Source organism: Streptomyces rubradiris (assembly GCF_016860525.1).
Lineage (GTDB): Bacteria > Actinomycetota > Actinomycetes > Streptomycetales > Streptomycetaceae > Streptomyces > Streptomyces rubradiris.
In genome coordinates, this window is sequence record NZ_BNEA01000015.1 from 4,656,616 (window position 1) to 4,669,073 (window position 12,458).

Annotated in this window: 10 protein-coding genes; 4 read left to right on the forward strand and 6 right to left on the reverse strand. The window is 73.6% G+C overall.

What is annotated here, in order from left to right:
- Nucleotides 1–20 precede the first annotated feature (20 nt).
- Entirely contained in the window at nt 21–473 is a 453-nt protein-coding gene (locus tag Srubr_RS33985; protein ID WP_189992269.1) for an Lrp/AsnC family transcriptional regulator, read from the forward strand.
- 85 nt (nt 474–558) lie between these two features.
- Here the strand turns inward: Srubr_RS33985 and Srubr_RS33990 are convergent, their stop codons facing one another.
- Nucleotides 559–1,194 (reverse strand): TetR family transcriptional regulator, encoded by a 636-nt coding sequence (locus Srubr_RS33990; protein WP_030611909.1) that lies wholly within the window; start codon nt 1,192–1,194, stop codon nt 559–561.
- Between the two features lie 134 nt (nt 1,195–1,328).
- Between Srubr_RS33990 and Srubr_RS33995 the strand changes: the two genes are divergently transcribed.
- Together Srubr_RS33995 and Srubr_RS34000 are read left to right on the forward strand one after the other, a co-directional pair.
- Complete coding sequence (locus tag Srubr_RS33995) at nt 1,329–2,063, forward strand: VOC family protein (protein WP_189992268.1); 735 nt, start codon at nt 1,329–1,331, stop codon at nt 2,061–2,063.
- A gap of 178 nt (nt 2,064–2,241) precedes the next feature.
- Nucleotides 2,242–4,683 (forward strand): outer membrane protein assembly factor BamB family protein, encoded by a 2,442-nt coding sequence (locus Srubr_RS34000; RefSeq protein WP_189992266.1) that lies wholly within the window; start codon nt 2,242–2,244, stop codon nt 4,681–4,683.
- Between the two features lie 127 nt (nt 4,684–4,810).
- On the opposite strand, the gene Srubr_RS34005 is transcribed toward Srubr_RS34000, so the two are convergent.
- Genes Srubr_RS34005 through Srubr_RS34015 form a run of 3 tightly spaced genes read right to left on the reverse strand, consistent with a single transcriptional unit; the run spans nt 4,811 to nt 7,160 of the window.
- On the reverse strand, nt 4,811–5,584 hold the full coding sequence (locus Srubr_RS34005; RefSeq protein ID WP_189992264.1) for an enoyl-CoA hydratase/isomerase family protein: 774 nt from the start codon (nt 5,582–5,584) through the stop codon (nt 4,811–4,813).
- Nucleotides 5,581–5,988, reverse strand: coding sequence for a Zn-ribbon domain-containing OB-fold protein (locus Srubr_RS34010; protein ID WP_189992262.1), 408 nt, complete (start codon nt 5,986–5,988; stop codon nt 5,581–5,583). The genes Srubr_RS34005 and Srubr_RS34010 overlap by 4 nt, the downstream gene beginning before the upstream one ends.
- A 5-nt stretch (nt 5,989–5,993) precedes the next feature.
- Complete coding sequence (locus Srubr_RS34015; RefSeq protein ID WP_189992261.1) at nt 5,994–7,160, reverse strand: lipid-transfer protein; 1,167 nt, start codon at nt 7,158–7,160, stop codon at nt 5,994–5,996.
- A gap of 86 nt (nt 7,161–7,246) precedes the next feature.
- On the opposite strand from Srubr_RS34015, the gene Srubr_RS34020 reads away from it, so the two are divergent.
- Nucleotides 7,247–8,851, forward strand: a complete 1,605-nt coding sequence (locus Srubr_RS34020; RefSeq protein WP_373313419.1) for a FadD3 family acyl-CoA ligase — start codon at nt 7,247–7,249, stop codon at nt 8,849–8,851.
- Nucleotides 8,852–8,985: 134 nt separating this feature from the next.
- On the opposite strand, the gene Srubr_RS34025 is transcribed toward Srubr_RS34020, so the two are convergent.
- Both Srubr_RS34025 and Srubr_RS34030 read right to left on the reverse strand, forming a co-directional pair.
- Nucleotides 8,986–9,171 carry a hypothetical protein gene (locus tag Srubr_RS34025; protein ID WP_189992258.1) on the reverse strand — a complete coding sequence of 62 codons (186 nt, stop codon included), beginning with the start codon at nt 9,169–9,171 and terminating at the stop codon, nt 8,986–8,988.
- Between the two features lie 194 nt (nt 9,172–9,365).
- Nucleotides 9,366–12,329 (reverse strand): AfsR/SARP family transcriptional regulator, encoded by a 2,964-nt coding sequence (locus Srubr_RS34030; protein ID WP_189992256.1) that lies wholly within the window; start codon nt 12,327–12,329, stop codon nt 9,366–9,368.
- Between the last annotated feature and the right edge of the window lie 129 nt (nt 12,330–12,458).

Here is a 12,458-nt window from a genome sequence, read left to right on the forward strand (position 1 = left end):
TGTGCGCAAAAATCTTCCTCATGGACGACGTGGACCGGAAAATCCTTGCCGAGCTTCAGCAGGACGGGCGGCTGACCGTGACCGAGCTGGCCGCCCGGGTGCGGCTCAGCGTCTCCCCCTGCCACCGGCGGCTGCGCGAACTGGAGCGGGCCGGCGCCATCCAGGGCTACCGCGCGGTGGTGGACCCGGCCTCGCTCGGCCTGAACTTCGAGGCGCTGGTCTTCGTGTCGATGCGTCAGGAGGACCGGGACACGGTCGCCGAGTTCGAGCGGGCGGTCGGCGAACTGGAGCATGTGCTGGACGCCCAGCGGCTGTTCGGCGAACCGGACTACCTGCTCCGGGTGGCCACCGCCGACCTGGCCGCCTTCCAGCGGCTGTACGACGAGCGGCTGGCGACCCTGCCGGGGGTGCAGCGGCTGACCTCGACGCTGGTGATGAAGCACGTGGTGCGGGACCGTCCGCTGCCCGCATAGGCGGCGGGCGGTGGTTCAGGGGATGAACCACCGCCCGCGAGACAGGACTTGGATCTTCACAAAGGGGTGAGAGGGGCGCGGACGCCTACTTGGACGGCTTCTTGCCGGTCACGCCCAGGTGCACCAACAGCGCCAGGTTCGGCTTGAGTTCGGCCTGCTTCACGCCCCAGGAGGTGAACCCCTTCTGGTGGGCCGCCACCGCCGCGAGCATCGCGACCAGCGAACCGGCCACCGCCGCCGGGTTCACGTCCTTGTCCACCCGGCCCTTGGCCTGGAGCTCCGCGATGGAGTCGGCCAGGGAGTTGTTGACCGAGTTCAGGATCTTCATGCGGATCTTGTAGAACCGTTTGTCCCCCTCGGCCGCGCCCAGGTCCACCACCCGCAGGATCGCGTCGTTGCGGCGCCAGAAGTCCAGGAACCCGTCCACGAGTTCCTGCGCGGTCTGCCAGCCCGACTTGCCGGTCCAGGTGCGACCTTCGAGCAGTTCGGTCAGCCCCGCGCCCTCGGCCGCCATCCGCTCGGCGATCTCCAGGACGGCGCCTTCGACGTCGGGGAAGTACTGGTAGAAGGTCGCGGGCGACGTGCCCGCCCTCCGGGCGACATCGATGACCTTGACGTCCCGGTAGGGGGAGGAGCTGAGCATCTCGCTGAGGCAGTCGAGCAGCTTCTGCCGGGTCGCCTGCCCACGCCGGCCGGCCACGCGGCCGTCGACGGTACGCACTTGTCCTGTCATGCCGTCAGCTTACCGAGGGGTGATGGGAGCGCGATTCGGCCGACTGCAAATGGGGTGCGCGGGGGGATCGGGGGTGGTGTGCCTGGTCTGCGGCGTGCGCGTGTCCCGGTTACTTTTGCCGCATGGCCGAAAACAGGGCATCCACGAACGAAGAGACATACGGGGAGGGCGTCCCCTGCTGGGTCGACGCCCAACTGCCCGACGTCGAGGCGGGCAAGCGGTTCTACGGTGAGCTTTTCGGGTGGACCTTCCAGGAGGCGTACGGCTCCGCGGTGTGGGCGCTGCTGGACGGGGACCGGGTCGCCGCGCTGGCCCCCAAGACGGACGGCCGCATGCCCACCGTCTGGACGGTCTCCTTCGCCACCCCGGACGCCGGGGCCCTCGCCCGGCGGCTCACGGCGGCCGGCGGCCGGATGATCACGGACCCGTACCCGGTCGGCGACCTCGGCACCGCCGCCCTGGCCGCCGACCCCGGGGGCGCGGTGTTCGGCCTGTGGCAGCCCGGCACACACCGCGGCTTCGGGCGGCGGCGCGCGCCGGGCGCCTTCGTGTGGGCCGAGCTGTACACCCGGGACACGGCCGCCGCCAACGCCTTCTACGGCGACCTCTTCCACGACGCCCTGTTCGGCTCCGGGGCCGCGCCCGACTTCGGCCGCGCGGACGTCACCGAGGTGTTCCCGGCCGAGATGCCCCCGCACTTCGTCGCCCACTTCGGGGTCACCGACCTGGCCGGCGCCCTCGGGGCCGTCCAGCGGCTCGGCGGCCGGGTGCAGGCGCCGCCCTTCACGACGTCGTACGGCACGGTGGCCGTCGTCACCGACAATCAGGGGGCTTCGTTCGCGCTGCTCCAGCGGTGATCCATCCGCTTTTGGGATGAATTAATGTGAGACACCCCGACTGTCACCGGGTTCGCAACCAGCCGCCCGGCCAGGAAGAATCGGGGTGCGTGCCGCCATGGCGGTGCGGTGGTGAGACGCTGCACTTCGGTCGCGTACATATGGGGTGGCGCGGCTCGTACGGGGAGGTGGCAGGCAAGTGGTGGATCAGCTGACGCAGCACGATCCGCGGCGGATCGGGCCGTTCGAGGTGCTGGGCCGGCTGGGGGCCGGCGGCATGGGGCTGGTCTATCTCGCGCGCTCGGCGTCCGGCCGGCGCGTGGCGATCAAGACGGTGCGTACCGAACTGGCCGAGGACCAGCTCTTCCGGGTCCGCTTCACCCGTGAGGTGGAGGCGGCCCGCGCGGTCTCCGGTTTCTACACCGCGGCCGTGGTCGACGCCGACCCGCGCGCCGCCGTGCCCTGGCTGGCCACCGCCTACGTCCCCGCGCCCTCGCTGGAAGAGATAGTGAACGAGTGCGGGCCGCTGCCGGCGCAGGCCGTTCGCTGGCTCGCGGCGGGCGTGGCCGAGGCCCTGCAGTCCATCCACGGCGCCGGGCTGGTCCACCGCGACCTGAAGCCCTCCAACGTGCTCGTGGTCGAGGACGGCCCCCGGGTGATCGACTTCGGCATCGCCTCCGGGGTCTCCAACACCCGGCTGACCATGACGAACGTCGCCGTCGGCACCCCCGCCTACATGTCTCCGGAGCAGGCCAAGGACTCCCGCAGCGTCACCGGCGCCAGCGATGTCTTCTCCCTCGGCTCCACCCTCGTCTTCGCCGCCACCGGACACCCGCCCTTCCACGGCGCCAACCCGGTCGAGACCGTCTTCATGCTGCTGCGCGAGGGCCCCGACCTCACCGGCCTGCCGGAGGAGCTGCGCCCGCTGATCGAGGCGTGCATGCAGATGGAGGCCACCGCCCGGCCCACCCCGGCCGACCTCCAGGCCCAGCTCGCCCCGCACCTGTTCGGCTCCGGCTCCGACGACAGCGGCACCGCCTCCGCCTGGCTGCCGGAGAAGGCCGTCGCGCTGATCGAGGCCCGCCGCGGCGGACGCCCCGCCGGCCGGCCCGCCCCGGCCCCGGCCGGCGGCCCGCGCGGCGCCGTCCGGCAGACGGCGCCCCCGCCCCCGCCGTACGACCCCCCGGTCCCCGTACCGCCCCCGGCGCCCGTGTCCATGCCGGGCCCCGCGCCCGTACCGGCGGCCCCCTCGGCCCCCGTGCCCATGCCGGTGGCGCCCTCGGCCCCCGTGCCGGTCCCGGCCGGCGCCCCCGACACCGGCCCGGTCCGGCTGGCCGGCGCCTCGGTGCCCATCGGCCCCGGCCCCCGGGTCGCCGACGCCCGCGCCGCCGCCGTCAAGGCGCCGCCGCCCGAGGCCGGCCTGGTGGCCAGCTGGTCCCGGCCCCGCCCCGGCGTGGCCACCGCCGACCCCGCCGTACCGCCCGTCCCGCCGGCGCCCCCGGAGCCCGCGAGCGGCTGGCGGCCCTGGCGGTTCCGCATGTCGAACGACGTGTGGGGCACCCCGGCCGTGGCCGGCGACCTGGTCTACGTCACCTCCTTCGAGGTGCACGCCCTGGACGTGTCCACCGGCCGCCGCCGCTTCAAGACCCGGGACGTCGCCTGGTCGATGGCGGTGGCGGACGGCCGCATCCACGCCTCCGACGGCCCCACCCTGTACGCGCTGGACGCCCGCGAGGGCACCGACCTGTGGCGGCTGCCCACGGACGCCTGGGTGTACTGCCTCAAGGCCGACCGGGGCACGGTCGTCACCGGCACCCGCGGCGGCGGCGTCCAGGCGTGGGAGGCGACCGGCGGGCGGAAGCTGTGGGAGATCACCGGCTGCCAGACCGACTTCGAGTCCCCCGAGGCGGGCCCGGTCGTGCACGACGGCACGGTCTACGTCTGGCAGGACGCCCGGCTGCGCGCCCTTGAGGCCCGCACCGGCGAGGAGCGCTGGTCGTACCCCATCGGCGACGCGGCCTCCTGCGGCGGCGTCCCGGTGCGCCTGGCCCCGGCGCCCGACGGGTGCGTCTACATCAGCGCCGGCACCCGCGTCCTCGCCGTGGAGGCGGTGAGCGGCCGGGTGCGCTGGCACTTCGAGGCCCCGGCGGTCTTCCTCAGCCCGCCCGCCTTCGCCCCCGGCCCGGCCGTCACCGGCGGCGGGGTCTACCTCGCCGACTACCTCGGCACGGTCTACGCCCTCGACGCCGCCGACGGCCGCGACCGCTGGCGCATCGCCACCGAGGCCCGCTCCTCCGTGGAGCCGGTGCTGGTCGCCGCCGGGCACGTGCACGTCGGCAGCGGCAAGGGCCTGTACACCCTGGACGCGGTCACCGGCACCCCCAAGTGGCGCTTCCAGGCGGGCGGCGACGTCGTGGGCGCGCCCGCCGTGGCCGAGGGCCGTATCCACTTCGGCTCCACCGACCACCTCCTGTACACCCTGAAGGCCGACGACGGCCGGCTGCGCTGGAAGCTCGCGACCGGCGGCGAGATCACCGGCTCCCCGGTGGTCAAGGACGGCGTGGTCTACGCGTGCAGCAAGGACCGGTGCGTGTACGCGCTGGACGCGGAGAAGGGCACGGGCACGGCACGGACCGCGTGACGCACCCGGGCACCGGCCGGACCGCGTGAGGCACCCGGGCACCGGCCGGACCGCGTGAGGCACCCGGGCACCGGCCGGACCGCGTGAGGCACCCGGGCACCGGCCGGCGCGCACCCCGTGACGCCGGCTAGCGCACCCGGTACTCCCGCCGCCGGCCGGCGAACAGCTCCGCCTGGCGCGCGGCCGGCAGATTGCCCAGCGCGACGAGGTGCGGCGCCTGCGCGAACGCCTGCGCGAGCGCCGCCTCCCGGGCCGCCCACAGCGCCCGCACGGTCCCCTGCACCCCCTCGGGCGGATACCCGGCGAGCACGGCGGCACAGCGCACCGCACCGGCCAGCGCGCCGCCCTCCTCGGTCACTTCGGAGACCAGGCCGGTCTCGTGGGCCCGCCGTGCGGAGATCCGCTCGGCCGTCCCCATGAGCATCATCCGCGCGGCCTCCCCGTACGGCATGCGCAGCGCCATCAGCGCGGACTCGTAGGCGCTGACCATGCCGTACGTGGTGTGCGGGTCGAAGAAGACGGCCGTCGGGTCGGCCACGACGAAGTCGCTCTCGCCCAGCAGGTAGAACGCCCCGCCGCAGGCCATCCCGCGCACGGCGGCCACCACCGGCTTCCACAGCCCGTTCGCCTTCGGCCCTACGTCCAGCAGCGGATCGTCCTGCATGTACGGCGACGGGGGCTGCGGCACCACGGCGTCCCGGTCGATCCCCGTGCAGAAGGCCCGCTCGCCGGCCCCGGTGAGCACGACGGCCCGCACCCGTTCCGCGAACCGCAACGTCCGCCAGATGTCCCTCAGCCCGTCGGCCGTCTCCAGGTCGATGGCGTTGAGCCGGTCCGGCCGGTCCAGGGTGACGACGGCGACCCGGGTGTCCTCGTCGACATCGAGGCGGACGCCGTTCACGCGAGCACCCACTGCGGCAGCCCGCCGGAGAAGACGGCCCGCACCCGGGCGCCGATCCGCAGCCGGCCGGGATCGACGGAGTCCAGCCGGGCCCCGGCGTGCGCGACCACGTTCCCCACGAGCCGGATCCGCGGGTGCTCCGCCAGCTCCACGACGACCACGTTGTACGGCGCCTGCTCCGCGTAGCCGGGCAGCAGCGGGGGATGCGGCACGACGTACGACCACACCCGCCCGCGCCCCGGCACCGGCCGCCACTCGCTCGCGAAGGACCGGCAGTGCGGGCAGCAGGGCCGGGGCGGGAAGCGGGGTTCGCCGCAGTCGGCGCACGCTTGGACGCGCAGCTCGCCGCGGGCCGCGTACTCCCAGAAAGGCGCGCCGTCGGCGTCGGTGACGGGGGTCAGCATGGCGGTCAGCTCCTCAGCAGCAGGGCGGAGGTGGGCACGTCCTCACCGGCCGTGACCAGGCAGGTGGCGGCGCCGGGCACCTGGGCGGTACTGGTCCCGCGCAGCTGCTTCACGCCCTCGGTGATCAGGTTGAAGCCGTGCACGTAGGCCTCGCCGAGCCCGCCCCCGCCGGTGTTGACCGGCAGCCGGCCGCCGGTCTCCAGGGCGCCCCGCTCGGTGAAGGCGCCGCCCTCGCCGCGCGCGCAGAAGCCGTAGCCCTCCAGGGACAGCGGGATCAGCGGGGTGAAGGCGTCGTAGATCTGCGCCACGTCGACGTCCCGCGGGGTGAGGTCGGACTGTCTCCACAGGTGCCGGGCGGCGGTCCAGGCGGGGCCGGTGAGCGGGTCGTCGGTCCAGTAGTTGACCATGCCGTGGTGCTGGGCGGGCAGCCCCTGGGCGGCGGCGTGCACGTACACGGGCCGCTGCCGGCAGTCCCGGGCCCGCTCCCGACCGACGACCACGCAGGCGAGCGCCCCGTCCGTCTCCAGGCAGTTGTCGTACAGGCACAGCGGCTCGCTGATCCACCGGGAGGTCATGTACATCTCGCGGGTCAGCGGCCGGTCGTACATGACGGCGGCCGGGTTCTGGTTGGCCCGGTTGCGGCATGCCAGCGCCACGTTGAACAGGTGGTCGCGGGTGACGCCGTACTCGTGCATGTAGCGCCGGGCCAGCATGGCGACCTCGTCGGCGGGCCGCAGCAGCCCGAAGGGGCGGGTCCACTGGGCCGGGGTGGGCAGCTGCGCGGTCGTGTTCGTCCACGGCCGGGGCCCGCTGCCCCGCTTGCGCGACCGCCAGGCCACGCCCACGGTGGCCTGCCCGCAGGCGATGGCGGCGGCCAGGTGCGCGACGGTCGCGCAGGAACCGCCGCCTCCGTAGCCCACCTTGCCGAAGAAGGTCAGGTCCCCGAACCCGACGGCCTTCGCCAGCTCCACCTCGTCGGTGTCCTCCATGGTGTAGGAGGCGAGCGCGTCGACCTCGCCGGGCGCGATCCCCGCGTCGTCGAGCGCGGCGAGCACGGCCCGGCAGGCGAGCGTCCGTTCGTCCTCGGCGAGGCGCCGGGCGAACGCGGTCTGCCCGATCCCGACGATGGCGACGGCGTCCTTGATCCCCGGTGCTCTCCCTGGTGCTGCCATGGGAAACCCCTCTCCTGACAGTCCGTCAGATTACAGCTAACCTGACGGACTGTCAGCAGATGTCTCCGCACGGGGGAGGGCGGTCCGTGAGCGAGTGGGAGACCATCCCGGAACTGGTCCGGTCGGCGGCCGAACGGTACGCGGACACGCAGGCCGTGGCCGACGGCCGGACCAGGATCGGCTACGCCGAACTGGGCGCCCGGGTGGAGCGCGCGGCGGCGGCCTGCCTGGCGAGCGGAGTACGGACCGGCGACCGGGTGGCCGTCTGGGCCCCCAACTCGGCGGAGTGGATCGTCGCGGCCCTCGGCGCGGTCTGCGCCGGTGCCGTCCTGGTCCCGCTGAACACCCGCTTCAAGGGGGCCGAGGCGGCGGACGTGCTGCGCCGCAGCCGGGCCCGGCTGCTGTTCGTGACGGGCACCTTCCTCGGCACGTCCTACGTGGCGGCCCTGCGCCGGGCGGCCGGCACCGGCCCGGCGGCGGACCGCCCCCTGCCGGCCCTGCCCGACCTGGAACAGGTGATCGTCTTCGCGCCGGACGCGCCCCCGTCCTTCCGCACCTGGAAGGACTTCCTGGCGGCCGGGGAGTGCGTGCCCGCGGCGGAGGTCCGCGCCCGCGGCGGGCACCTGACGGGCACGACCCCGTCGGACATCATCTACACCTCGGGCACGACGGGCCGCCCGAAGGGCGTGGTGACCACCCACGGCCAGACCCTGCGCGCCTACGACATCTGGGCCGACCTCGCGGGCCTGCGCCACGGCGACCGCTACCTGATCGTCAACCCCTTCTTCCACACCTTCGGCTACAAGGCCGGGGTGATCGCGTGCCTGACCCGCGGGGCGACGATCATCCCGCAGCCGGTGTCCGGCGCCGAGACGGCGCTGGCGAACATCGCGACGGAAGCGGTCACCGTCCTGCCCGGCCCGCCGGCCCTGCACCAGCAGCTCCTGGACCACCCGGCCCGGCACGCCCACGACCTGTCGACGCTGCGGCTGGTGGTGACGGGCGCGTCGGTGGTGCCGCTGTCGCTGGTGGAACGCCTGCGTACGGAGCTGGGCGTGGCGACGGTCCTCACCGCCTACGGGCTGTCCGAGGCGTCCGGCCTCGTCACGATGTGCCGCCGCGGCGACGACCCGGCCGTGATCGCCGCCACCTCCGGCCGGGCGATCCCCGGCACCGAGGTGCGGGTGGCCGACACCGACGGCACACCACTGCCGCCCGGCGTTCCCGGCGAGGTCCTGGTCCGCGGCTTCACCGTCATGCGCGGCTACGACGGCGATCCCCGGGCCACCGCCGAGGCCGTCACCCCGGACGGCTGGCTGCGCACGGGCGACGTGGGAGTCCTGGACCCCTCGGGCAACCTGCGCATCACCGACCGCCTGAAGGACATGTTCGTCGTCGGCGGCTTCAACGCCTACCCCGCCGAAATAGAACGCCTCCTCCTGACCCACCCCGACGTGACGGAAGCGGCGGTCATCGGCGTCCCCGACCCCCGCCTGGGCGAGGTCGCCAGGGCCTACGTGGTCCCCCGCCCCGGCTCCCGTCTGACCCCCGACGCCCTGATCACCTGGTCCCGCCGGGAGATGGCGAACTACAAGGTCCCGAGAACGGTGCGATTCCTGCGGTCCTTGCCCCGGAACGCGAGCGGAAAGGTGCTGAAGGGGGACCTGAGAAACCTACGGGCGCACCCCTGACCACCCACCCCCGAACCCCGACATGCCAAGGGGCCGAGCCCCCCAGGCCCGGCCCCTCGGCCCCCCGTGCTCACCTCGGCCGCGACGGCTCCCCCTCCGCGCCGCCGCGGCCGATCCCCCGTCGGGTTGGTGGCTTACTTGGCGTTCAGGTCCAGAGCGGGCGCAATCGGCGAGTGGTTCTCCAGGACGGTGATGTCCGTATCGGCGGCCTGGTCGGGCTGGATGCCCTGCTGCTTCGTCGCGTCGATGGCGACCGGCGGTGCGGGCGAGTGGTTCTCCACCGTCGTGATGTCCGTCGGCTGCTTCTCGGCGTTGCTCATGGTCACGCTCCCTGAAAAGACGTGCAAGTCGTGTGGCGCCTCTGTCCGGCGATTCCCCCGAGTATCGCCGGACAGAGGAATGTGCCAGAGCCCGGGTGGGCTCACCCGACCCGCCTGCCCCCCGACGCGACGGATCGTTGGTTTGAGCATGCCGGTTCGTCATAAACGTTCGATGAACGCGCCCGAGAAGTGGATCACGTCGTGTTCAAAGGCGTCAGCAGTCTCCGCACCTCGGATGCTTCGGGTACTTGGGACTCCTCCAGAAGAAGGAGCGCCTCGTGCCAGCAGGCTCGCGCCCGGTCGGTCTGGCCCAAGGCGTGCAGGGCCTTGCCCAGGGTGTTCAGGACGCTGCCGCGGATGAGATCACCACCGATGAACCCGATGGCCAGGGACTGTTCGGCGTGCTGAGCGGCTTCGGCGGGACTTCCGGCAGCCAGGTGAAGTTGAGCGATGCGGAAGTGGGTCGTTCCCTCCCACAAGCGCTGACGATTGTTGGCGAACATCGACAACGCGTCGCTGAGTTCGGCCAGACCTTCCGACAGGCGCCCTGCTCGCGTCAGCGCGACGCCCAACGAGTACCTGGCGTTGGCGAGCCGGAGATTGAACCCGAGCTGCTGGTATATCTGGACGCCCTCTTCGGCGAGGGCGATGGCGCTGTGCGTGCGGTTCATACGCTGATGGAGTTGTGCCAAGTTGCACAGGGCGCCGGCCTCACCGGATCGGTTGCCGTCGCTGCGGTATCCGTCTCGCGCCATGGTCAGCAGCTGTTCGGCCTCTTCATAGCGGCCCCGGTTGAGGGCGATGATCCCCCGATCGGTGGAGGCCCAGCTGATCGGAGTCGTGTCGGCTGCCGCCACGGCGAGTTCCATGGCGCGCCGGGCTTCCTGATCCGCTTCCGAGTAACGGCCCGCGGCGAGATGGACGTTCGACAGCGCGGTACGCGCTCGCCCCTCCGCGCGGGTGTCACCTGCCGCCCGGGCCGCGTCCCGAAGCGCCAGGGCGGCAGACTCGTACTGCTTTCCGTTCGCTCCCGATTCGGCAAGGTCCTTGGCGGCCCACAGCAGGTCGACCGCGCGCCGTAGGCGTCCGTGCGCCTGTTGCTGCTGGGCGCAGGCCAGCAGGGACTGGGCCTCCGCGAAGAGCCAGTCCAGAGCCTGGGATCTGCTGCTGAACTCGAGTCCGCGATACGAGGTGGGCTCCAAGTGGTCCACCGTCCGGTCCCCCGGGCGTTCGATCGCGTACACCCGTGCGGCCGTCGCCAGATAAAAGTCCAGCAACCGCGACATCGCCGCCTCCCGCTCGCTCGGCCGGGCCTCGTCGCGTTCCGCGCAGGCGCGGGCGTAGAGGCGGACCAGGTCGTGGAAGCGGTAGCGGTTGGGGGCCGCGGATTCCAGGAGGGACGTGTCGACCAGGGACTCGAGGAGTTCCTCGGTGTCCTCCGGGGGCAGGTCCAGGACCGCCGCCGCGGCGGCCAGGGAGATGTCGGGGCCGTCGGCCAGGCCGAGCAGGCGGAAGGCGCGGGCCTGGGCCGGCTCCAGCTGGCCGTAGCCGAGTTCGAACGTGGCCTTGACCGCGAGGTCGCCTGCCTGGAGCTCGTCCAGCCGGCGCCGTTCGTCGGCGAGCTTGGCCGCCAGCACCGAGACCGTCCAGGTGCGGCGGGCCGCCAGGCGGGACGCGGCGATGCGGATCGCCAGCGGCAGGAAGCCGCAGGCCGCGACGACGTCGAGCGCGGCCTCCCGCTCCGCCGCCACCCGCTCCTCGCCCACGATCTTGGTGAACAGGGACAGGGCCTCGTCGGGGGACATCACGTCCAGGTCGACGAGCTGGGCACCCGCGAGGTCCACCATCCGGACCCGGGAGGTCACCAGGGCCGCGCAGCCCTCGGTGCCGGGCAGCAGTGGCCGTACCTGGGCCGCGTCCTTGGCGTTGTCCAGCAGCACCAGCACCCGCCGGCCGTCCAGCACCGACCGGTACAGCGCCGACCGCTCCTCCAGGGAGTCCGGGATCGCCGAGTCCGCCGTGCCCAGCGCCCGCAGGAAGGAGCCGAGGACCGTCTCCGGTTCGGCCGGACGGGGGCCCGCGCCCTGGAGGTCGACGTACAGCTGTCCGTCGGGGAAGGCGGGCCGCGCGCGGTGGGCCACGTGCACCGCCAGGGTCGTCTTGCCGACGCCGCCGATACCGGCCAGCGCGGACACCGCCATCACCCGGCCCTCCGCCTCGGACGCGGAGGACAGCACGGCGCTCAGATCCGCGACGAAGGACGCGCGGCCGGTGAAGTCGGGCACCGTCGCGGGCAGCTGGGCCGGCCGGACCGGCGCCGCCGCCTGCTCCGGCACCGGCGCCGAGGGCTCCGCCAGGGCCGGGTCCGCCCGCAGGATGCGCTGCTGGAGGTCGCTGAGCCCCGGGCGCGGGTCGACCCCCAGTTCCTCGGCCAGCAGGCGGCGGGTGTCCGCGTACACCGCCAGCGCCTCCGCCTGCCGGCCGCTGCGGTACAGCGCCAGCATGAGGAGTTCGCGCAGCCGCTCCCGCAGCGGGTGCGCCGCGGTCAGGGCGGTCAGCTCCGAGACCGCCTCGGCGTGGCCGCCCTGCTCCAGGTCCATGTCCAGGCGGGATTCGAGGAGTTGCAGCCGCCACTCCTCCAGGCGGGCCCGCTGGTTCTCCGCGTACGGGCCGGGCACCCCGGCCAGCGGCTCGCCGTCCCACAGCTCCAGCGCCCGCCGCAGCAGCCCGCGGGCCGTGCCGAGGTCGCCGGCGCCCCGCGCCTTCTCCGCCTCCGCCGCCAGGTCCTGCGCCACCGACATGTCCAGCGCGCCCTCGCCCAGTCCGCGTACGGCGTATCCGCCGGACTCGCTGACCAGGACCCCGGGGCCCAGGACCTTGCGCAGCCGGGACGCGTACGTGCGCACCGCCGCCAGCGCCTGGGACGGCGGCTCCGATCCCCAGAGCGCGTCGATCAGCTCGGCCGCCGTGGCCGTACGGCCCTCCCGCAGCAGCAGCGCGGCCAGCAGGGCGCGCTGCTGCGGGGAGCCCGTGCCGAGCGCCTTCTCGCCGCGCCAGGCCCGCACCGGACCGAGCACGCCGAAGCGCAGCGTTCCGGTCTCCGCGGTGGCCGCGGAGCCGGCGCGCCGCTGCTCGGGTACTCGCGGCCCACCGTCCATGCGTTCGTCCCCCTCGGCATCACGAACAACCCCGTCAGTTTGCCTTGTTCCGGGCGGTTGCGTCAGCCGTGCGAGACACCGATCACAAGGGCACGGCCACGGGACACAAGGCCCTCACGCGTTCCACAG

Coding starts and splice junctions, on each gene's coding strand:
- Srubr_RS34025 (WP_189992258.1), bottom strand. CDS start 9,171: ATGAGCAACGCCGAGAAGCAGCCGACGGACATCACGACGGTGGAGAAC.
- Srubr_RS33995 (WP_189992268.1), top strand. CDS start 1,329: ATGGCCGAAAACAGGGCATCCACGAACGAAGAGACATACGGGGAGGGC.
- Srubr_RS34030 (WP_189992256.1), bottom strand. CDS start 12,329: ATGGACGGTGGGCCGCGAGTACCCGAGCAGCGGCGCGCCGGCTCCGCG.
- Srubr_RS34010 (WP_189992262.1), bottom strand. CDS start 5,988: ATGCTGACCCCCGTCACCGACGCCGACGGCGCGCCTTTCTGGGAGTAC.
- Srubr_RS34015 (WP_189992261.1), bottom strand. CDS start 7,160: ATGGCAGCACCAGGGAGAGCACCGGGGATCAAGGACGCCGTCGCCATC.
- Srubr_RS33985 (WP_189992269.1), top strand. CDS start 21: ATGGACGACGTGGACCGGAAAATCCTTGCCGAGCTTCAGCAGGACGGG.